Origin of the sequence: Novosphingobium aquiterrae (assembly GCF_042434435.1) — a bacterium.
Taxonomy (GTDB): Bacteria; Pseudomonadota; Alphaproteobacteria; order Sphingomonadales; family Sphingomonadaceae; genus Novosphingobium; species Novosphingobium aquiterrae.
This window is the reverse complement of record NZ_JBHLTL010000011.1, coordinates 462,891-483,747: the sequence shown is the minus strand read 5'-3', so window position 1 is coordinate 483,747 and position 20,857 is coordinate 462,891. Positions and strand designations below refer to the sequence as shown.

At 64.8% G+C, this 20,857-nt stretch carries 20 protein-coding genes and 1 tRNA gene; 5 read left to right on the top strand and 16 right to left on the bottom strand.

Annotation, left to right across the window (positions count from 1 at the left end; translation table 11 throughout):
• Positions 1-40: 40 nt before the first annotated feature.
• The 4 genes from ACFFF7_RS15830 to ACFFF7_RS15815 are packed head-to-tail and all read right to left on the bottom strand — an operon-like array spanning position 41 to position 6,692.
• Entirely contained in the window at positions 41-1,819 is a 1,779-nt protein-coding gene (locus ACFFF7_RS15830) for a tetratricopeptide repeat protein (RefSeq protein ID WP_379482299.1), read from the bottom strand.
• Positions 1,820-1,822: 3 nt separating this feature from the next.
• A complete protein-coding gene (gene prsR / locus ACFFF7_RS15825) occupies positions 1,823-3,187 on the bottom strand; it encodes a PEP-CTERM-box response regulator transcription factor (protein ID WP_379482298.1) in 1,365 nt (454 codons plus the stop codon).
• Positions 3,187-5,304, bottom strand: coding sequence for an XrtA/PEP-CTERM system histidine kinase PrsK (prsK, locus tag ACFFF7_RS15820; RefSeq protein ID WP_379482297.1), 2,118 nt, complete (start codon positions 5,302-5,304; stop codon positions 3,187-3,189). Before prsK ends, prsR begins: the two co-directional genes overlap by 1 nt.
• A gap of 2 nt (positions 5,305-5,306) precedes the next feature.
• Complete coding sequence (locus ACFFF7_RS15815) at positions 5,307-6,692, bottom strand: TIGR03013 family XrtA/PEP-CTERM system glycosyltransferase (protein ID WP_379482296.1); 1,386 nt, start codon at positions 6,690-6,692, stop codon at positions 5,307-5,309.
• A 198-nt stretch (positions 6,693-6,890) separates the two neighbouring features.
• Here ACFFF7_RS15815 and ACFFF7_RS15810 point away from each other — a divergent pair, with 198 nt between their 5' ends.
• Positions 6,891-7,355: a hypothetical protein gene (locus ACFFF7_RS15810; RefSeq protein ID WP_379482295.1), complete on the top strand. Its 465-nt coding sequence runs from the start codon at positions 6,891-6,893 to the stop codon at positions 7,353-7,355.
• Positions 7,356-7,387: 32 nt separating this feature from the next.
• Here the strand turns inward: ACFFF7_RS15810 and ACFFF7_RS15805 are convergent.
• The 4 genes from ACFFF7_RS15805 to efp all read right to left on the bottom strand — a co-directional run bounded on the left by ACFFF7_RS15805 (position 7,388) and on the right by efp (position 9,350).
• Positions 7,388-7,471, bottom strand: a tRNA-Leu gene (locus tag ACFFF7_RS15805).
• Between the two features lie 50 nt (positions 7,472-7,521).
• Positions 7,522-7,848, bottom strand: a complete 327-nt coding sequence (locus ACFFF7_RS15800; protein ID WP_379482294.1) for a hypothetical protein — start codon at positions 7,846-7,848, stop codon at positions 7,522-7,524.
• 103 nt (positions 7,849-7,951) lie between these two features.
• Positions 7,952-8,773 carry an inositol monophosphatase family protein gene (locus tag ACFFF7_RS15795; RefSeq protein WP_379482293.1) on the bottom strand — a complete coding sequence of 274 codons (822 nt, stop codon included), beginning with the start codon at positions 8,771-8,773 and terminating at the stop codon, positions 7,952-7,954.
• Positions 8,774-8,783: 10 nt separating this feature from the next.
• Positions 8,784-9,350 carry an elongation factor P gene (gene efp / locus ACFFF7_RS15790; protein WP_379482292.1) on the bottom strand — a complete coding sequence of 189 codons (567 nt, stop codon included), beginning with the start codon at positions 9,348-9,350 and terminating at the stop codon, positions 8,784-8,786.
• A 136-nt stretch (positions 9,351-9,486) separates the two neighbouring features.
• Between efp and ACFFF7_RS15785 the strand changes: the two genes are divergently transcribed.
• Positions 9,487-9,846: a hypothetical protein gene (locus tag ACFFF7_RS15785; protein ID WP_379482291.1), complete on the top strand. Its 360-nt coding sequence runs from the start codon at positions 9,487-9,489 to the stop codon at positions 9,844-9,846.
• Here the strand turns inward: ACFFF7_RS15785 and ACFFF7_RS15780 are convergent.
• Positions 9,843-11,807 carry an OPT family oligopeptide transporter gene (locus ACFFF7_RS15780; protein WP_379482290.1) on the bottom strand — a complete coding sequence of 655 codons (1,965 nt, stop codon included), beginning with the start codon at positions 11,805-11,807 and terminating at the stop codon, positions 9,843-9,845. The genes ACFFF7_RS15785 and ACFFF7_RS15780 overlap by 4 nt on opposite strands.
• A gap of 250 nt (positions 11,808-12,057) precedes the next feature.
• On the opposite strand from ACFFF7_RS15780, the gene ACFFF7_RS15775 reads away from it, so the two are divergent.
• Complete coding sequence (locus ACFFF7_RS15775) at positions 12,058-12,639, top strand: J domain-containing protein (protein ID WP_379482289.1); 582 nt, start codon at positions 12,058-12,060, stop codon at positions 12,637-12,639.
• Between the two features lie 83 nt (positions 12,640-12,722).
• Here ACFFF7_RS15775 and ACFFF7_RS15770 read toward each other — a convergent pair whose 3' ends face one another.
• Positions 12,723-13,625: a hypothetical protein gene (locus ACFFF7_RS15770; protein ID WP_379482288.1), complete on the bottom strand. Its 903-nt coding sequence runs from the start codon at positions 13,623-13,625 to the stop codon at positions 12,723-12,725.
• Between the two features lie 104 nt (positions 13,626-13,729).
• Positions 13,730-14,347, bottom strand: a complete 618-nt coding sequence (gene thiE / locus ACFFF7_RS15765) for a thiamine phosphate synthase (RefSeq protein ID WP_379482287.1) — start codon at positions 14,345-14,347, stop codon at positions 13,730-13,732.
• A gap of 78 nt (positions 14,348-14,425) precedes the next feature.
• On the opposite strand from thiE, the gene ACFFF7_RS15760 reads away from it, so the two are divergent.
• A complete protein-coding gene (locus ACFFF7_RS15760; protein WP_379482286.1) occupies positions 14,426-14,806 on the top strand; it encodes a hypothetical protein in 381 nt (126 codons plus the stop codon).
• A 3-nt stretch (positions 14,807-14,809) separates the two neighbouring features.
• On the opposite strand, the gene ACFFF7_RS15755 is transcribed toward ACFFF7_RS15760, so the two are convergent.
• From ACFFF7_RS15755 to tkt, 5 genes are all read right to left on the bottom strand, one after another.
• The gene (locus tag ACFFF7_RS15755; RefSeq protein WP_379482285.1) at positions 14,810-15,706 is read right to left on the bottom strand and encodes a fructose bisphosphate aldolase; all 897 of its coding nucleotides are present in this window, start codon (positions 15,704-15,706) and stop codon (positions 14,810-14,812) included.
• Between the two features lie 76 nt (positions 15,707-15,782).
• A complete protein-coding gene (locus tag ACFFF7_RS15750) occupies positions 15,783-16,985 on the bottom strand; it encodes a phosphoglycerate kinase (RefSeq protein ID WP_379482284.1) in 1,203 nt (400 codons plus the stop codon).
• Complete coding sequence (locus tag ACFFF7_RS15745) at positions 16,982-17,455, bottom strand: MOSC domain-containing protein (protein ID WP_379482283.1); 474 nt, start codon at positions 17,453-17,455, stop codon at positions 16,982-16,984. The genes ACFFF7_RS15750 and ACFFF7_RS15745 overlap by 4 nt, the downstream gene beginning before the upstream one ends.
• Positions 17,455-18,462 (bottom strand): type I glyceraldehyde-3-phosphate dehydrogenase, encoded by a 1,008-nt coding sequence (gap, locus tag ACFFF7_RS15740; RefSeq protein WP_379482282.1) that lies wholly within the window; start codon positions 18,460-18,462, stop codon positions 17,455-17,457. Before gap ends, ACFFF7_RS15745 begins: the two co-directional genes overlap by 1 nt.
• Before the next feature lie 19 nt (positions 18,463-18,481).
• A complete protein-coding gene (gene tkt, locus ACFFF7_RS15735; RefSeq protein WP_379482281.1) occupies positions 18,482-20,485 on the bottom strand; it encodes a transketolase in 2,004 nt (667 codons plus the stop codon).
• Between the two features lie 169 nt (positions 20,486-20,654).
• Here tkt and ACFFF7_RS15730 point away from each other — a divergent pair, with 169 nt between their 5' ends.
• Positions 20,655-20,855, top strand: coding sequence for a hypothetical protein (locus ACFFF7_RS15730; protein WP_379482280.1), 201 nt, complete (start codon positions 20,655-20,657; stop codon positions 20,853-20,855).
• Positions 20,856-20,857: the final 2 nt, after the last annotated feature.

The following is a 20,857-nucleotide window of genomic DNA, read 5'->3' as shown; positions in this document are numbered from 1 at the left end:
TGAAATTGGCTTTACGGCTTCGTTTCGCCTTGTCGAGAGCCTAGTTGTCCAGCCGCTTGCGCGCTTGCAGCAAAAGCGGGTTATCACCATCGATGCGGCGCGCCTTGTCGAGCAGCTGCCGGGCGAGATCGCGGTCCCCGCCACTGTCCACCAGCGCCATGCCCCAGGCCTGCGCCGCCGCGCCATTGCCGGGCAAAAGGCGCGCCGCGCGCCGGGCCGTTTCAACCGCCAGATCGGCATCGTCGGCATTGAGCTGCGCCAGACTGAGGTCGATCAGCAGCCGCCCGTCCCGCCCGCCGCCGGTGCTGCGCAGATGCTCCAGCAAGCTGCAGCTTTGCGCCCAGTCGCCGGCAAAGGCGGCGTGACCGGCTGCCAGTCGCGCAGCAAGGCGGCTGCCCGGCCAGCTGGCCAGATAGCTGACCACAAAGGGGGGCGCTTCGCCGCCGCGTCCCGACTTCTCGAGCGCTTCGACCGTGCGCAGCAGCATGCGTTCGGGATAGCGGACCTGGGCAGCGCGCCGGTAATAGTCCAGCGCTGGCAGCGGCGCACTGCGGGCCAGGGCTGCGTCCCCGGCCAACGACAGTGCCTCGAACATTCCGGGCTTCTGGCGCACATAGGCGTCGGCGATTGCCCCCGCTCCGGCAACATTACCGGCTGCAATCGCCGATCGCACTGCCGCCGCCGCATCGCCAGAGCCGCGTTCGGCAATCGGCATGACGGCGGGCGGGGCGGCGCGGGCCAACCGGTCCAGATAACCCGCTGCGCCCAGACGGTCGCCGCGCTCTTCCAGCGCCCGGGCCAGAAGCGCGATAAGATAAGGGGACGCATCGTCGCGCGCGGCGTCCGCGGAAAAGCGATTGAGCAAACCGGCATTGTCGCCGGATTCGTAGAGCGCGCGGGCGAGCAACAGTTGCGCCGGACGATTGGCCGGCTGCTGCTGGACCAGGGCATCGAACTGGGCAACGGCGGCGTTGGCGTTGCCGGCTTCCAGTTCGACGATGCCGCGCAGCAGCGTGGCCGCCGGCATGCCGTCCAGGCCCGTGCCCGCCTTGATCATCAGTTTGCGGGCCAGGTCGGAATTCCCGGCCCGCGCCGCCAGGACGGCCTGATAGAACCACGGCCGGGCATCGCCGGAATTAAGGGCAATCATTTGGCGCGTGACCGTCAGCATGTCGCGCAACCGTCCGGCCTCGCCCAGCGTGGCGGCATAACCGGCCAGCAGGTCCACATCGTTTGGCGTCTTGAGCAGGGCTCGCTCGTAGAGCGGCAGTGCCGCATCCCAGCCAGCTTGATCGCGCATCAGCTGCGCGCGCAATTCAAGCGCCCGGGGGTTGTCCGGGTCGGCCACCAAGGCGCGGTTGGCGGCGTCGATCGCCTGAACCTGTTCACCGCGGGAAAAGCGCAGCCGGCCGACGTCGGTCCAGATTACCGGATCGTTCGGCGCAATGGCCAGCGCCCGGGCATAGGCCTGGTCGGCTGCATCGAGGTTGCCAGTGAAGCGTTCCAGCATCCCCAGCATGCGCCAGCCATAGGCCTGATCGCCCCTGGCGAAGTGCCCGCCGGCCAGCCAGCCGCGCGCCGCAGAAAAGTTCTTCTGGATGATCAGCGCTTCGCCCATCGGGGCTGCCAGTGCTTCCTTGGGTGCCCCCGCGGCAGCGGCCTTGCGCAATTCGGCTTCAGCAGCGATTCCGTCGCCCCGGCCCAATGCCGCGCGCGCCTTGGCCAGCGCGGCCTGCGCCGCTCCGCCATCCGCCTGCCCCGGAGCAGACAGCGCAAGCACCAGCAAGGCGGCGAATCCAAGGCCGAGCGGACGCCGCATGGCTTAGACCTGCATGTCGTACTGCTTGAGCAGGTCGTAAAGCGTGGGGCGGCTGATCCCCAGCATCTTGGCCGTGCTGGAAATGTTGCCTTCGCTTCGTGCCAGGGCATGGCGGATGACCCGGCGGTCAGCGGCTTCGCGCGCGGTTTTCAGGTTTAGCACCTGACTGTCCTCAGCTGCTTCCGCTGCCAGATCGAGGTCATGGGCGTGGATCATCTTGCCATCGGCCATGATCACCGCGCGTTTCACCCGGTTTTCCAGTTCACGCACGTTGCCCGGCCAATGCCAGGCATCGATCGCGGCCAGTGCATCGGCGGAGAAGCCTTTGACCTGCGGATTCATTTCCTTGGCAAAACGCGCCAGGAAGGCCTTGGCCAGCAGCGCCGCATCACCGGGCCGTTCGGCCAGGCCGGGAATGCGCACAACGATCTCTGCCAGGCGATAGAACAGGTCCTCGCGGAACCGCCCATCGCCGATCATCGCTTCCAGATCCTGGTGCGTGGCGCAGACGATCCGCGTGTCGACCGCGATCGACTTACGCGCGCCGATCCGTTCGATCACCCGCTCCTGCAGAAAACGCAGCAGCTTGACCTGCAGCGGCAACGGGATGTCACCGACCTCGTCGAGGAACAGCGTGCCGCCCTGGGCCTGCTCGATCTTGCCTTCGGTGGTCTTGACCGCCCCGGTGAAGGCGCCCTTCTCGTGTCCGAACAGCTCGCTTTCCAGCAGGTTTTCCGGAATTGCCGCGCAGTTGATGGCGACGAAGGCTCCCCTGGCGCGGTCGCTGGCATCGTGGAGGCCGCGGGCGAGCAGTTCCTTGCCGGTGCCGCTGGCCCCCAGCAGCATGACCGAGACATTGGTATTGGCGACGCGCTCGATCGTGCGGGCGACCTTGACCATCTCGGGCGCTCCGGTGATCATCCGGCCAAGCACGCGGTTGTCATCGTCGGAACGCACCGCCAGTCGGCGGTTCTCCCCCTCGATCCGGTGCAGTTCGAAAGCGCGGCGCACGATCAGGCCCAGCGCCTCGATATCGACGGGCTTCTGGTAAAAGTCATAGGCACCCTTGGCGATCGCCTGCAGCGCGGATTCGCGTGCGCCGTGGCCCGAAGCGACAATCACCTTGGTATCGGGCTTGAGCGCCATGATTGCGTCAAGCACGGCAAATCCTTCGCTTGTGCCGTCCGGGTCTGGTGGAAGCCCCAGATCCAGCGTGACCACGGCAGGCTCTTCCGAACGCAAGGCGGCCAGCGCGCTGGCGCGATCACCTGCGACGATGACCTCGAAATCGGGATAGGCCCATTTGAGCTGGGCCTGCAGACCCGCGTCGTCCTCGACGATCAGCAATTTGGGCTTGGTCTCAGGCATCAGGCAACCTTCCTGCCGGCGTCTTCAAGGGATTGGCGCAGGGCCGCAGCGGCTGCCAGCGGCAAACGAATCGTAAAGCGCGAGCCCAGGCCTTCGCGGCTTTCGACTTCAAGCCGGCCGCCCATCGCGCGGACCAGTTCGCGCGCTTCGTAGGCGCCAATGCCAAAGCCCCCGGACTTGGTCGAATCGAACGGTTTGAACAGGCGGCTGCGGATGAATTCGGCGCTCATCCCGCTGCCTGAATCGACGATCTCGATCACACCGCTAAGACTGTCGGCGGCGATGCGGACGAAGACTGGCATGTCTTCGGTGCTGGCATCGACAGCGTTCTGGACCAGATGGAGGACAACCTGTTCCAGAGATTCGCGTTCGGCCGAAACCTCGCATGGCGCGCTTTCGGTCAAGGTGACGACATGGCGGTCGCGGAACTGGGCAATCACCGCCGCCGCAACCTCGTCCGCACGGACCGGGGCCAGCACCTGAACCGAGGTTGGACCATAGCGCGACAATCGCGCGAGCAACGCGTTCAGCTTGTCCGCCGAATTGCGCAGCGTGACCAGCATATCGGCGCGGAAAGCCGGGTTTTCGGCATGAAGCTCGGCATTCCGGGCCAGCAGGCTGAGCTGGCTGGCCAGGTTCTTGATGTCGTGCATTACGAAGGCGATGCGACGGTGGAAGTCGTCAAACCGCCCTGCCTCGGCCAAAGCCTTTTGCCCGGTATTTTCGGCAAGGTAACTGGCCAGCTGGCGCCCGGCGACGCGCAGCAGGTCGAAGTCTTCCCAGTCCAGTGCGCGGCTGAACGCCGGGCGGGCCAGAATGACTAGCCCGACCAGCCGCTCGAAATGGATCAACGGGACAGCGCCCCAGGCGCGCGGCTCGGCCAGAAGCCAGTCGGGGATCGGCGGGCACGTGTCGGCAGACACCTCGCCGCTGCGCAAGGCATCGAGGTCGGCAACGAATGCGCCGCGCTCGAAGGCGCTGACCGTGGTGGCCGGAAGGGCTGCATGCGGCACCTCTGCCGTCGGCCATTCCCACCGCGCGGCCAGTTCGAACTGGCCATCGTCGCCGCAGGTCAAGAGCAGGCCGCCGGGGCTTTCGGTAATATCGGCCAAAGCCCGGATCGCCCGCTCTTCGAGCGAGGCCGAGACGTCACCGGCCTGGCCGACCGTCCGGGTAAAGCGCAGCCATTCGGCGCGGTAGTCATAGCGATGGGTAAACAGGTGCTTGGACAGCGAGACGCGCAGCCAGCCGCGCAACCTTCGCGACTGCGCGATCGCCAATGCCGCCAGCAGCGCCAGGGCAATGAAGCCGATCTGCATCTGCGCGGCAAAGTCGCCGCCCGAAAAGGCCAGCCACTGTGCAATCGCAACCAGCACGACCAGGTAGCCGCCGATCAGCAGCAGCGACAACGACTGGAACGTGGCAGCATGCGATGGGCGGAAGCGCAGTTGCTCGCTGCCCTCGCGTGCGCCGAGTGCAAGCAATCCGGCAAAGACCAGACCCAAGGCACCGCGCAGACCGTCGAGCACGGCCGGACTGGACCCGGACAGATAGGCGATAACGTAATAGGTCAGGTCGAAGCCCCACAGCACAGCCAGAACCAGCGAAGGCCAACGCAGCAACAGCCGCGCCTGCGCCGAGGCGGCGCCATAGAGATTGTGAACCAGCACCAGACCGCCGATCGCGCCCAGCAGCCCAAGCGAAACAAACGAGTGGAAGCCGACCAGTTCCAGCGCCGTCGGTGCGGCCATCAGCAGCAGGATCACGCCGGCCGCCTGCAGCAGCTCAACAAAGGTCACCGCCAACAGGATCGGCCGGATCGGCGCCATGGTGGCGTGCCGACCGTCGATCGTGAACAGGCGGTAGAGCGCAAACAGCCAGCCCAGGTTTCGCGCCATGTCGAGCAGCGTGGTCGACGGGGCATGGATCCCGTTGATCGCACCGGACACCGCCCAGGCGCCGGTCAGGGTCAGGGCCAGGGCGAGCGCGCGCCGCCCGCTGCCATAGCGGCGCGGATCGGCCAGTAGCCAGGCCGCGGCGACCACGCAAGACAGCGCGCCCGCTTCCCAAGCCAGCGCCGAAATGCTCGGCCAGAGACCTCCGCTGCCCAGAGCCATGGTCACCGTGCCCCTTCGCGCCACAGCACCACGCGCAAGGTCTGCAGCAGGATCAGCAGATCAAGGAACGGGGTATAGTTCTTGGCATAGTACAGGTCATATTCCAGCTTGTGCCGCGAATCCTGGATCGAGGCGCCGTAGGGATAGTTGATCTGGGCCCAGCCCGTGATCCCGGGCTTCACCATGTGGCGTTCGGCGTAATAGGGCAGCTGCTGTTCCAGTTCGCAGACGAATTCGGGCCGCTCGGGCCGCGGGCCGACAAAGCTCATTTCGCCCTTCAGCACGGTCCAGGTCTGCGGCAGTTCGTCGATCCGCGTCTTGCGGATGAACTGGCCCAGCCGGGTCACGCGCGGATCGTCCTTCTGCGCCCATTGCGCCCCGTTTGCTTCGGCATCGTCGCGCATCGAGCGCAGCTTGATGACATTGAAATCCTGCCCGTAAAGACCGACCCGGCGCTGCCGGAAAAAGGCCGGCCCTTTGCTGTCGAGTTTGACCAACAGAGCGAACAGCGCGATCAGCGGCGCGCTGAGCAGGAGCAGAAGCGAGCTTGCCGCGATGTCGAACACGCGCTTCAGCGCACCCGAAACCGCCCGGCCCGACGAAAAGCCGTCCGAAAAGATCAGCCAGCTGGGATTGACCGTATCGAGATCGACGCGGCCCGTCTCGCGTTCCATGAAACTGGCAAATTCATTGACATGGACGCCGGTGGTCTTGATCCGCAGCAGGTCGCCCAGTGGCAGGGCATTGCGCCTCTCTTCCAGGGCGAGCACGACTTCGGTCGCAGCCAGTTCCTCGACGTGCTGGGTCAGATTGGCTATCGCGCCGCGGCTGATTGCGGGTTCGACCACCGGCTTGGCATCGGTCATGGCCACGAAGCCGACGATGACAAAGCCGCTTTCGGGCTTTTCCGACAATTGCCGCAAGCGTTCGGCGCGGTTGCCTGCACCCAGCACCAGCACGCGCCTGCTGAATGCCTCGGCACCAAGCAGCCGGCCGCTGAGCAGGCGATTGAGCATCGGGAAGAGGATTGCCAAGGCCATCGAATAGACCAGTGTCGATCGCCAGAAGGTCTGTCCGCCGAAGATGAAGTTTATGAACGCCAGACCGATAATGCCGAGACCGACCGCTACGAGCAACCGTGCCGCGGCATACCGCATCGAACGCAGCGCTTCCGAGCTGTAGACGCCCACTGCCACCATCGCGGTCTGGATGGTCAGGGCAAAGCCCAGCGACGGCCAGAACCGCTGGGACAGCGTGCCCAGATCCATGCCGATCTGCGATGCCCGCAGTTGCCACGCCAGGTCCGAAGAGAGGACCAGCAGGACAAAGTCGACCAGACCGAGCAGCAGCACGGCGTGCGGGACGTAGTGTTTGAACAAGCGGATCATTTCGCAGACCGACCTAGTGCGCGAGTGTGAAATGTCGGTAAATTTTACAGCCTATGGTTAAGGGTCTTCCGTGCACTGAACTGGCCTTGCGGAGGGCAAGCATTTCGTAACCATAATGCTTCGCGGCACGGTTAACCTTCTTGGCCTAACAGCCAGGCCATGCGTCGCCCCGCTCCTACCGTTGCGCTTTCACCACAAGTGATCAGGCAGTTTGCTCTGGTCACGATTATCGTAACGGGCCTGTTCGCCATGTTCTCCAGCGGGGAGAACGCCGAAGTCGTCGAAGCGATCAAGGCGCGCGAGGCGCAGAACCAGCTCGCCCGGCAAGAGGCAGCCCGGCTTGGTGCGCGCAAGGTTGGTACGGTGTTCAAAAAGGAAGAACGCGAACAAAGCGGCGAAGGCTATGAAAAGCTCAATGACCAGGATAGCATGCACAGCACCAGCGGCGGCAGTCCGACCTGGAGCTATGGCTCGGCGGAATACCGCCCGGCATTCATGCGCGACGATCCGCAGCCCTTTGTCAGCGGACCGCCGCCCGGTGCACCCAAGGGCGTGATCGTGCGCCGCAAGAAACCCGTCATTGTAACCGAAGGCAATGTTGCCAAACTGAAGGAATCGGCACGCGCGCGTTCCGGCACGGAACAAAGCGACGGCGCCGACTGAAACCGGCACCGGTTCCGTCAGGCGCAAGCAGATGGTGCCCCTGGCCCGACTCGAACGGGCACGTCTTGCGACAAACGATTTTGAGTCGTTCGCGTCTACCATTCCGCCACAGGGGCTTATCGGCCAGCCGCTTAGCCGCCGTTGCCCCCCGGTTCAAGCAGTGGAATCAGAATTGCCAGTTGACCGACAAATGCGCCAGATCGGGTTGGTTATCGCGGCGACTGCCCAGAGCGCCAATCTCGACGACCGGACCACCGGCTTCGCCCCAGCTGCGCGCCGGCGGAAACCATTGTTCGCCCGCAGGAAAACCGCGCAGCGCCACGGCGCCGATACGCTCATCTCGCGTGCGGAGACGCGGGGTCGCGGCGGCGGGTGTTGCGGCGCGTTCGACGCGCGGTGCAGCCACGCTGACATTGGCCTGGCCCGCCGCGACCGGGGTTGCCGCGGCGGCCAGGACCAGACCAAGCCCGTTGTAGATCAGTGAAACTGCCATAATGCCCACCCCTTCGTGCTCTGTCCCGTGGGCAGAGCATTGCGGAGCGTGGCTAAGGGCGGGTTAAAGGCTCAAATCACCAAGCCGTTAAGCACGAAAAAAGTCAGCCCTTGATGGCCGCCGCCAGAACCTTGTGCAGGCGCGAATGGAGCGCGTCATTGCCGGCAAGGACCTGGGCATCGCAGATCGGCTGCGAAATGCCGCGCCAGTCGGTGACAAATCCGCCGGCCTCGCGCACCAGCAGGCATCCCGCCGCGCTGTCCCACGGTGAAAGACCGCTTTCCCAGAACCCTTCGTAACGACCTGCCGCTACCCAGGCGAGATCGAGCGAAGCCGCACCGAAACGGCGGATCCCCGCAACCTGCGGCCCAAGCGCGGCATAGATCTTGCCCCAGTCGCCGCCGTCGCCGCGCCCGGCGAAAGGAATGCCGGTGGCAATCAGGCTTTCGTCGAGGTGGCGCCGCGCCGACACGCGCAAGCGGCGGTCATGCAGCCATGCGCCGCGAGTCTTCTCCGCCCAATAGCTCTCGTCGGTGACTGGCTGGTAGACCAGAGCGGCGGTCACGTCGCCCCAGCCCGATCCATCAAGCTTGGGTTCCTGCACTGCGATCGACACCGCGAAGTGCGGAATGCCGTGCAGAAAATTGCTGGTCCCGTCGAGCGGATCGACGATAAACCGCGGCTTGCCCTCGGCCCCGGCGATCTCGCCGCCTTCTTCCATCAGGAAGCCCCAATCGGGCCGCGCCGCACGCAGCTCGTCCCAGATCGTCCGTTCGGCGTGCTGATCGGCCTTGGAAACAAAGTCGGCCGGCCCCTTGCGGCTGACCTGCAGATGCTCGACCTCGCCAAAGTCGCGGCGCAGGCGGCCACCCGCCTTGCGCGCGGCCTTCTCCATCACACGGATGATACCGGAAACGACTGCCATGGTGCTGTCCTCAGTCGGCCTTGCCGACGTAGGTACGTTCGTACACGTCGACGACGATGCGGGTGCCGCTGGAAATGTGCGGCGGCACCATCACGCGCACGCCGTTGTCGAGGATCGCGGGCTTGTAGCTGGACGAGGCAGTCTGCCCCTTCACCACCGCGTCGGCTTCGACGATGGTGGCTTCGATCTGCGCCGGCAGTTCTACGCTGACCGGGCGTTCTTCCCACAGTTCCAGCACGACATCCATGCCGTCCTGGAGGAAGTCGGCAGCATCGCCCAGAAGGTCACGCGGCAGGGTGATCTGCTCGAAATTGTCCTTGTCCATGAACACCAGGTCATCGCCATCGGCGTAGAGGTACTGGAAGTCCTTGGTGTCGAGGCGGACCTTTTCGACCGTATCCTGGCTGCGGAAGCGGGTGTTGGTCTTGCGGCCGTCGATCAAGTTCTTCATTTCGACCTGCATGAACGCGCCGCCCTTGCCCGGCTGGGTGTGCTGGATCTTGGCAACCTTCCAGATGCCTTTTTCGTATTCCAGGATATTGCCGGGACGAATGTCCACGCCGCTGATCTTCGCCATGGGGATGCCTTCAGAGGTTGAGAAAGAGGTTCGGACAGAGCCGGGAAAGGCGCGCCCTTAGCGCGGGTAGCGCGCCACGGCAAGGTGGCGCGGCGGTTCATCGCCTGCTAAGCGCACCTGCGCCAAAGGAATGCCGATGCTCACTCGCCTTGCCCCTGCCCTGCTGCTCGCCGCCGGAAGCGCCATTGCCGCGCCGGGCGGCAAGATCGACGCGCTCGACGCGGGGACCTATGTCTGCGAACTGCCGGGCGACGCCGCCGGTGCCGCAGGGATCCGCCAGCCCGATGCAGCGTTCGATATCGTCAACGCCAACACCTATCGCACCGCCACCGGGCGCGGTGCCTATCTGCTGACCGGGGACACGCTGGTGATGACCAGCGGCCCCAAGAACGGCCAGCGCTTTCACCGCATTTCCGACCGCTTCCTGCGCCTGATCGGACCCGATGGTCAGGACGGCCCGCTGCGCTGCATTCGCCGCGTGGTCAACAACGGCTAGGCAGCACTTACGGGCCGCTGCGCCGCATCGCGCATCCACCAATAGGCCAAGGCGATCAACCCGGCGAACAGCGCCAGGCCCAGCGGGGTCGCCAGGTTGCCGCCCTCGGTCACTGCAAGGGCATCGGGGTTGTCCTTCCACGCGACGATCCCGGCATAGACCACGTTGAACAGGCTATCGCCGACGATCATCCCGGTCGCGGTCAGCACGCCCATCCGCTCGGCAAAGCCGGGATCATGCTGCTTGACCGCCCAGCGGTTGTAGAGATGGCCCAGCACCGCGCCGAGCACGACCATCGCGGTCACGTCCATCGGCAGGTACATGCCCATCCCGACAGCCAGCGGCGGCAATGAGCCGCGCCCGGTCTTCTTCAGCACTTCGTCGATGATCACTACCACCGCGCCGATCCCTGCACCCAGTCCGATCAGGTTCCAGTCGAGGCTGCCGCCCAACACGCCCTGGGCGATCGCCGAAATCAATGCAGCCTGCGGGGCGGCCAAGGCCTCGGCCCCGGCGCCCGGCGCGCCCTGGAACCCGAAGGTCTGGTTGAGCAGGGTCAGGATCGGCGGAATGACGATCGCGCCGAAAATCACCCCAAGGATCAGCGCCACCTGCTGCCGCCACGGCGTCGCACCGACCAGCTGCCCGGTCTTGAGATCCTGCAGGTTGTCGTTGGAAATCGTCGCCACGCCAAAGATGATGGCGGTGACAAACAGCGCGAAGGCGACCAGCGCCTTGGTCGCATCGGCGTCCAGCCCGCGCCCGAACAGTGCGAGCAGCAGCAGCGAGATGCCCAGCGCCGAAAGGATGCCCACCCCCGACACCGGGCTGTTCGACGCCCCGATCAGGCCGGCCATATAGCCGGTGACCGAAGCGATCACGATCCCCGCGACCAGCACATAGGCAATCGACGCGATCAGCGAGAGGCCGAGCTTGTCGGCGACCGGACCTCCTGCCGAAAAGTCCGCCAGCAGCAGCCCGATGGGAACCATCAGCGCCAGGATCGTGCCGCCGACAATGCCGATCGGCAGGTCGCGCTCGGTCAGTTCGAGACTGTCCATGTTGCCCGAGGCCTTGCGCGCACGGTCGGCGGCAAGCGCCCCGGCGATGCCCTTGACGATCGGGCCGATGACCTTGAGCAGGGTCCAGATCGCCGCCACGCCGATCGCGCCCGCGCCGATGAAGCGCACCCTTTGCCGGAACACGGTGGCGACGAAATCGGCCAGTTCGGTCCCGGCCGGCGGGCCGGCAGCGGTCAATTGCGGCAGGATGATGAAGAAGCTCAGGACAATGCCGACCAGCATCGCGATGCCGACGGCCAGCCCGACCAGGTGCCCCACCCCGACCAGAGCCAGCGACAGCGAGGCCGAGGCAAAGGTGCTGCCCGCGCCCAGCCGGAATGTGGCATTGGCGCCCTCGGCAACCAGCTTCATTTTGGCGAGCAGCGGGTAGAGCGCGGCGACGCCGGTACCAAGAATGACGGCAGCCAGCCCGCGGCGGTTCTCTTCCGCACCGCCAACACCTGCGCCGACTTTTAGCACTTCAGCCGCAGCGACGCCTTCGGGATAAGGCAGGTCGGACCCTGTTACCAGCGCACGGCGCAGCGGGACCGAATACATCACCCCCAAAATGCCGCCGATGGCGATCACCGCGACCGATTGCCAATAGGGAAAGCCGGTCCACCAGCCGACCATGATCAGGCCGGGCAGAACGAAGACGATCGCCGACAGCGTTCCCGCCGCGCTGGCGATGGTCTGGACGATATTGTTTTCCTGGATCGTCGCGCCCGAGAAAAAGCGCAGGATCGCCATCGAGATCACCGCCGCCGGGATCGAGGTGGCGAAGGTCAAGCCGACCCGCAGGCCCAGATAGACGTTGGCCGCGGTGAACACGACCGTCAGGATCGCGCCCAGTATGACGCCGCGGACGGTCAGTTCCCGGGGGATCGACACAATGCTCATCGGACAACCTCATTCATATTTTTTGGTGCGAACCTGAACTGGTTCACACATTTCACACCGTTATGCGAAGAAAAAATCCCCGCTGCCACAATGGCGCGTCACGGGCAGGTTCTGGCAGGTTTTGGCGCGGTAGGAAACCAGAGCTGGATGGCTATCCGCTATCCATATCGGCCAAGGAAGGAGTTCCGTTTGGAATTAGGGCCGGCACAAAGTAGAAGCGTGGTTCAGGGCGGATCGAGGCAAAGCACAGATGAGCGACGGCGGGGTATTTGTTGATTATTACGCGGTGCTGCGGGTCGATCCCAAATGCAGCGCGCGCAAATTGGAAACCGCCTATCACTTGCTGGCCAAACTCTATCATCCCGACCACGGCGAGCACAGCGATGTTGCCAAGCTGACCGAAGTGATCGATGCCTATAAGGCATTACGTAACCCCGATGATCGTCAGGAATACGACGCGCGCTATGCCAGCGAAACTGGCTTCGACTTTGCCGAGGACGACGATCAGACGACCGACGACGGAGCGCCGCTATCCGATGCGGAAGCCCATGCGCGCATCCTGCAGTTCCTCTACAAGCGGCGGCGGGAAAACGCCCTGGAGCCGGGCGTTGGCCGCTATTACATCCAGGAAATACTGAACTGCCCGGACGACCTGTTCGACTTCCACTTGTGGTATCTCAAGGAAAAGGGCCTGATTGGCCTGACCGAGGAAGGCACACTGGCGATCACGATCGAAGGAGTCGATCACGTGATTGCAACCTCACGCACGGCGATGAAGGAAAAGTTGATGCTTTCGCAAGCGGCCAATGAGCAGGATCAGCGACACGGCTGATCAGGCTGAACTTCCCGCCCAAAGGCGAAGGAATTGAGGGCAAGGGTCGATCATCTAGCGGGCAGTTCGGCCTCACCCCAGTCCTATTGCGCCGCCGCAGCCGGTGATGCTGCCGCTGCCGCGGCCGGCCTGGCGGCAGCCGCCTTGCTCGCCCCGGCAAAGCCACACTGGCCCTGCTCCATCGGGATTTGCAGCGTGATGCGGGTGGCGTTTTCGGCATAGGCCTGGGTCACCGAACCGCTGTTGACGCTCTTGCCGCGCAGCGAACTGACGTTCTGGCACAGATGGAAGACGTGCGGCGTCTCGCTCTTCTTCTTTCCGGCCTCGGGCGCGATCCAGTATACTACATCCTGTCCTGCAGGATTGGCCGCGGTTTTGGTAGCGTCAGTTACCGCCGCCGAATCGCGCGCGATTTCCTGCGCTTGTTGCGCCACTTCGGGTGAGCAGGCGGTGGTCGGCTGACCAGACTTGATCTGCGCCGCGCACTGATTCATGTCCTGGGTATACTGCTCGGTCGAAGGCGGCTTGAAGTCGATCCCGATCACCGTCGCAAGCAGCGCCAGCGCCACACCAACACCGCCGGCAATTTTCTTGTTCTTGGGGTCCATATCCTTGTCCATAAAGATCAGGACAAGCAGCGGCAGGAAGGCGATGATCGTGATGATCGCGCCCAGCTGGTTCTGGACGAAGAAGCGGAAACCGTCGACGCGGCTGGCCGGATCGTGCTTGTTGGCGGCCTTCCACATCAGGCTGCCTCCGATCGCGAACGCCGCGATCACGACCAGCAGCCCGATCAGCAGTGCCATGTTGCCGTGATCGAACTTGTGCTGCTTGAGCATCACGATACCGGCAATTTCCGTGCCGATCGCCACCAGCCAGGCCAGCGCGGCATAGATGCGCAGCCGCTTGGCCGCGCCCTTCTGATCTTGCGTTGCGGCCCAGGCCTTGGTGACATCGACCTGCGGCGGAGTCTGATTGTCGGTCATGTACGGTCCCTTCGATCCCAAGCCCGGATTGCAGTTGCATACCAACCCCATGCAAAGGGTTGCGTCAACCGGTTTAGGCAGGTTTTACTCTGCGGTCCCGAGCCTCAGCCGGCTGCAAGCACCGTGGTGAAAGCCCGCACCGCAGCCACCTCGTCCCCGCCCCACACGGCATGGCTTACCGCCAGGAAATCGGCCCCGGCCGTCACCAGCGGTGCGCAATTCTGCGGGGTGATCCCGCCGATCGCGACACAGGGGATTTCCATCAGGCCTTGCCACCAGGTCAGCAGATCCAGTTCGGCGACATGTTCGGTCTGTTTGGTCTGGGTCGGAAAGAAGGCGCCGAAGGCTACGTAATCGGCCCCGGCATCGCCTGCGTCCATCGCCAGATGGCGGCTGTTGTGACAGGTCACCCCGATCTGCGCCTCGCGCCCCAGCCGCTGGCGGGCATCGGCCACGTCGCCGTCACCCTGCCCCAGGTGCACGCCATCCGCGCCAAGGCGCTTGGCCAGACCGATCGAATCGTTGACGATGAAAGCCACATCACGGTCAGCGCAAATCAGCTGCAGCGGCTCGGCAAGGCGCGCTGCCTGGTGTTCATCCAGCCCTTTGACCCGGAACTGGAACGCAGCGACCGCCCCGGCATCAAGCGCGCGGCTCAGGCGGTCGGGAAATTGGCCCGAAACGTCGAGCGGCGAAATGAGGTAAAGCTGACAATCGGACATGGCCTGCGCTCTATCGCCGCAAAGCCGCTTCGCCAAGCATTCCGGAACCGTTCAGCCAGTGGGTGCGTTATTCATCTCATGAAAAGCCTCTATCTCGCCCCGCTCGCCGCGCTCGCCCTGTCGGGCTGCATCACTTACCAGAACCGCAGCGATGGGATCACCCGGCTGCGGATCGACGAGACCGGCACTGTCGACGGACCGCGGGTAACCCCGCTCAAGGTGCTGGAAGACAGCCGCTGCCCGGTGGGTACCCAGTGCGTGTGGGCCGGACGGGTCAAGGTTTCGGTGCGGATCGACACCGGTCCGGGCAGCGAGACCCGCGACATGACGCTGGGCGAACCGCAGCAGGTCGCCGATGGCAAACTGACCCTGGTCGAGGTACTGCCGGTCAAGAAGGCCAACGAAACGATCTACCCCGACGAATACCGCTTCGGCTTCACCTTCGCCGGGGGGCTTTGACGCCTAGGCGGTCTTGACCGTAGACCCGGTGTAGATCGCGTCGATCGCGCTGCCCAGCGCCGCATCGAATTCGGCGTCGCTCATCTGGGCACGCAGGTCTTCGAGCAAGGCGCGGCTGAAGCTGGCGATGATGCCCTTGTTCTTAGCCAGTTCGGCGCAGGCCTCGGGCCGGGCATAGCCGCCCGACAGCGCGACCACGCGCAGCACATTGGGATGAGCGACCAGCGCGTCAAACGTGCCCGGCACCACCGGCAGCGAGAGCTTGAGCATCACCTGCTGGCCCGTAGGCATTGCGTCCAACGCTTTCAGGATTTCATCGCGCAGGATCGTGTCGCACTGGGCGCGGGTGGCGCTCTTGATGTTCACTTCGGGCTCGATGATCGGCATCATGCCGTGCGCCAGGACCTGCGCGCCGACCGCGAACTGCTGGGCGACAATGGCGGCGATCCCGGCGGCATCGGCCGAATTGATCACCGAGCGTTCCTTGGTGCCATAGACGCCAAGTGCCTTCGACCGGGTCAGGAGAGCATCAAGATCGGGCATCGGCTTCATCAGTTGGACGCCGTTCGCCTCGTCTTCCAGGCCCTTGTCGATCTTGATGAAGGGGACAATGCCCTTGGCAATCAGCGCAGCGGGAACGGTCTGCCCATCGACCATACCGTCCATCGTCCGCTCGAACAGGATCGCGCCAATCACCTTGTCGCCGGTAAATGCGGCAGAGCGGATGATTCGGCTGCGCATCGCGTGGATCAGGCCGTACATCTCGTCTTCGGATGACCAGGCACCCGCCTCGATTCCGTATCCTGCCAGCGCCTTGGGGGTCGATCCGCCCGACTGGTCCAGCGCAGCGATGAAGCCGTTTCCGGCGGCCATCTTGGCGGTCATTTCGGCGGTGTTCATGGCAGAGGTCCCCATTCCTACATACGTATGTAATGGCCGCCCTTAGCCGCGAAGGCGTGCCCCTGCAAGCGCCGGATCAGCTGCGTTCTAGCGCCACTACGCCAGGCAGTTCCTTACCTTCCATCCATTCGAGGAAGGCCCCGCCAGCGGTTGAAATGTAGGAGAAATCGCCTGCAACCCCGGCGTGGTTGAGCGCCGAGACGGTATCGCCACCGCCGGCGACCGAAACCAGCGCGCCTTCCGCGGTCAGCGCCGCAGCACTGCGCGCCAGCGCCACGGTCGCAGCGTCGAACGGGGCCATCTCGAACGCGCCGAGCGGGCCGTTCCAGACCAGCGTGCGGCAGGTCTTGAGCACGTCGGCCAGCGCTTCGGCCGCTTGCGGGCCAATGTCGAGGATCATCTCGTCGGCGGCGACCTCGTGCACGTTGCAGGTGCGCAGGCTGGACGGATTGGCGGCGAATTCCTTCGCCACTACCACGTCATAGGGCAGGTGCACGGTGCAGCCGGCCTTGTCGGCGGCGGCCATGATCTCTTCGGCCGTGCCGGTCAGATCGTGCTCGCACAGCGACTTGCCGACATCGACGCCGCGTGCCGCCAAGAAGGTGTTGGCCATGCCCCCGCCGATGATCAGGTGATCGACCCGGGTGACCAGGTGGGTCAGCACGTCGAGCTTGGACGAAACCTTGGCTCCGCCGACCACCGCCGCGACCGGCTTGACCGGGTTGCCCAGGGCCTTGTCGAGCGCGATCAATTCGGCTTCCATCGACCGCCCGGCATAGGCGGGGAGCAGGTGCGCCAGGCCTTCGGTGCTGGCATGGGCGCGGTGCGCCGCCGAAAAGGCATCGTTGACATAGAAATCGCCGTTGGCGGCAATAACCTTGGCAAATTCCGGGTCGTTGGCTTCCTCGCCTTTCCAGAAGCGGGTGTTTTCCAGCAGCGCGATGTCGCCCGGCTGGAGGATGCCGACCGCCTGGGCCACGACCGGCCCGGCAACCTCGGGAATGAACATGACCTCTTCTTGCAGCACGGCCTGCACCGCATCGAGCGTCATCGACACCGACATGGTTGAAACGCGTTCGCCCTTGGGCCGGCCGAAGTGGGCGAGCAGCAGGACCTTGGCACCCTTGCCGGCCAATTCGAGAATGGTCGGGGCCGCAGCGCGCACGCGGGTATCATCCGTCACCGCGCCATCCTGCATCGGCAGATTGAGGTCGACGCGAACCAGCGCCACCTTGCCCGATACGTCGCCTAGATCGTCCAGCGTCTTGAACCGGCTCATTCCACTATCCTTATTTCGTCGCCCAGCGCGATTTCGCCATCGGCGATGACCCGGCCCAGCACGCCGCCGCGCCAGTCCGGGGTGAGCACCGCCTTAAGGCCCGGTGCCACCGTTTCCATGCGGCTGCACGGATCGCATTCGGTGGTCACTTCGATCCGCAGGTCTGCGCCAATCGCTATCACGGCACCCGGCGTCCGTGGCAATCGGATCCCCTGGGTCAGCAGATTGGCGCGGCGTTTCCACCACGGCAGATCGGCATCGCCAGCGCGGTCCAGTTCGGCCAGTGCCGCGTTCCAGCTTTCCGCCTCGATCAGCGAAACCTGTCGGCGCGGCAACTTGCCCGGGCGCACTGCACCGCGAAAGTCGCCCTGCACCCCCGCCGCGGCGGTTACCGCGACATGGTCGAGCGTCTCGATCGGTCCGCGCGGACGGTCATGCCGCGCGATCCCGGCAAGACGCCCGGTCGCCATCAGATCAGCTTGCCCATCGCACCGGCGGTGTCGACCATGCGGTTGGAGAAGCCCCATTCGTTGTCGTACCAGCTCAGCACGCGAACCAGCTTGCCGTCGATCACCGCGGTTTCAAGGCTGTCGATCGTGCTGGAATTGGCGCAGCCGTTGTAGTCGATCGACACCAGCGGCTCGTCCGAATAGCCCAGCACGCCCTTGAGCGCGCCATTCGCGGCGTCCTGCAGCAGCTGGTTGACCTCTTCTTTGGTAGTGTCGCGCTTGGGCGTGAAAGTCAGGTCGACCACCGAGACATTGGGGGTCGGCACGCGGATCGCGCTGCCATCAAGCTTGCCCTTCAGTTCGGGCAGAACCTCGCCCACCGCGCGCGCGGCACCGGTGGTGGTCGGGATCATCGACATACCCGCGGCGCGGGCACGGCGCGGATCGTCGTGGATCTGGTCGAGAATCTTCTGGTCGTTGGTATAGGCGTGGATCGTGGTCATCAGCCCGCGCTCGATCCCGATGGCGTCGTTCAGCACCTTGGCGAACGGGGCGAGGCAGTTGGTGGTGCACGAAGCGTTCGAAACAATGGTGTGCCCGGCTTCAAGCTTGTCGTGGTTGACGCCGTAGACCACCGTCAGATCGACGCTCTTGCCCGGCGCAGAGATCAGCACCTTCTTGGCACCCGCCGCGATATGCTTTTCGCACGAAGCGCGGTCGGTGAAGAAGCCGGTGCATTCCAGCGCGATGTCGACGCCGTTGGCCTTGTGCGGCAGGTTGGCGGGATCGCGCTCGGCCGAAACGTGGATGCGCTTGCCATTGATGATCAGATCGTTGCCATCGACTTCGACCGTGCCGTCAAACGCACCGTGGACGCTGTCACGCTGGAACAGCATGGCATTGGCCTTGGCCGAGGCGAGATCGTTGATCGCTACCAGTTCAAGGTCATGATCGCTGCGCGACAGGATGGCGCGCGCCACATTGCGCCCAATGCGCCCGAAACCGTTGATCGCAACCTTGATTGCCATGGTCGAAACTCCTGCTTGCTTAGCGGCCCAGCCGGGCCTTGATTTGGGGTACGATCTTTCCGGCGGTGAGGCCGAAATAATCGTAGAGTTGATCGGCGGGGGCCGAGGCGCCGAAGCGGTCGATGCCGATGGTCAGGCCGTCGCCGACGTACTTCTGCCAACCCAGCGTCACCCCGGCCTCGATCGAGACCTTGAGCACGTCCGCGGGCAGCAGATCGGCGCGGTAGGCTGCATCCTGTTCATCGAACAGTTCCAGGCACGGCGCGGAGACCACATCGGCGCCAATCCCCTCGGCTTCGAGCGCGGCGGCACTGGCCATGGCGATTTCGACTTCCGAACCGGTCGCGACCAGAATAACCTGCCGCGCAGCCTCGGCCGCCTTGAGACGGTACGCCCCCTTCGCACTGCGGAATTCCGTGTCGAAGCGGACTGCCGGCAGATTCTGGCGCGACAGCGCAAGGACCGAAGGCCGGTCCTTCTGCGCAATCGCCATGGTCCAGGCCTCGGCGGTTTCGATCGCGTCGGCGGGGCGGAATACCAGCAGGTCGGGAATGGTCCGCAGGCTCATCACGTGCTCGATCGGCTGGTGGGTCGGTCCGTCCTCGCCCAGCCCGATGCTGTCATGGGTCAGGACATAGATCACGCGGGCGTGCTGGATCGCCGACATGCGGATCGCGTTGCGGCAATAGTCGGAGAAGACCAGGAAGGTCCCGCCATAGGGGATCACCCCGCCGTGCAGCGCCATCCCGTTCATCGCCGCCGCCATGCCGAATTCGCGGATGCCGTAGTGGATGTGGCGGCCGGCATAGTCGTTGGCGCTGAAGGTCGGGGTCGACTTGGTCTTGGTCAGGTTCGATCCGGTCAGGTCGGCCGATCCGCCGACCAGTTCGGGGATCGCCGCGGTCAGCACCTCAAGCGCCATTTCGCTCGACTTGCGGGTCGCGACCTTGGGCTTGTCGGCGGCGAGCGCCGAAATGTAGCTACCAACTTCCTGGCTTTGCGAGGGCGGGCCGCCGTCCATACGCCGCGTCAGTTCGCCGCCTTGCGCGCTTGCGGCCAGGCGGGCTTCCCACTTTGCACGGGTTTCGGCGCCTTTTGCGCTAAGACTGCGCCAGTCGGCAAGGATCGCGCCCGGCACGTCGAATGGGGCAGCAGTCCAGCCGAGAAATTCACGGGTAGCGGCGATCTCGTCGGCGCCAAGCGGGCTGCCGTGGACCGAGTGGCTGCCCTGCTTGTTGGGCGCGCCCTTGCCGATGATCGTCCGGCAGGCGACCAGCGAAGGGCGCGGATCGGCGGCGGCTTCGGCCAGCGCGCGCGAAATCTCGCCATAGTGGTGGCCGTCGCAGCTGACTGTGTGCCAGCCCGCGGCCTGATAGCGGCCGAGAATGTCCTCGCAGGTCGACAGGTCGGTATCGCCATCGATGGTGATGTGGTTGTCGTCCCACAACACGTTGAGGTGGCCCAATCGCAGCGTCCCCGCCAAGCCGATCGCTTCGTGATTGATGCCTTCCATCAGGCAACCATCGCCGGCGATCACCCAGGTGTTGTGATCGACCAGGTCGTTGCCGAAGCCGGCGTTGAGGTGCCGTTCGGCAATCGCCATGCCGACCGCCATGGCCAGGCCCTGGCCCAGCGGACCTGTCGTGCATTCGACGCCGGCCAGCTCGAAGTTTTCCGGATGCCCGGCGCAAGGGCTGTGGAGCTGGCGGAAGTTGCGGATGTCGTCGATCGTCGGGGCTTCGTAGCCGGTCAGGTAGAGCAGCGCGTAAAGCAGCATCGAGCCGTGCCCGGCGGACAGTACGAACCGATCGCGATCGGGCCACTTCGGTGCCTTGGGATCGAATGACAGCTGCTCGGCAAACAGGACCGTGGCAACATCGGCCATGCCCATCGGCATGCCGGGATGCCCGGAATTGGCGGCCTGGACCGCATCCATCGCCAGGGCGCGGATCGCGTTGGCCATTGGCGCATAACGATCGGCAGGCAGCCTTGCGGTGCTTTCGGACGCGGCAGAGGGGCTCATCAAACAGGCTCCCGAAGAAATCGCTGGAGTGGCACCGAGTCGGTGCGTCGTCTCCTTTGCGGAGGCTCCGCGCTCCGTCAAGCGCGGCTCCACGACAGTGCTTGGCAAAAAGGGGGAAAAGCAAGGCGCATAGCTTTGCAGTTCGGCGCTTTTGCGTTACCTCGTGCACATGGATGGGGATCGCACCGCTCGCGCAATGGCGCGGATCGAGGCGGCGCTCGCCCGGATCGAGGCGGGCACGCAGCGCAGCAACGGCTTGGCCGACGGGGCCGAACTGGCGCATTTGCAAGCGCGCCACGACCGTCTGCGCGCCGTCGTACAGGACTCGCTGAGCCAGCTCGACCAGCTGATCGAAAGCGCAGAGGGGTGATC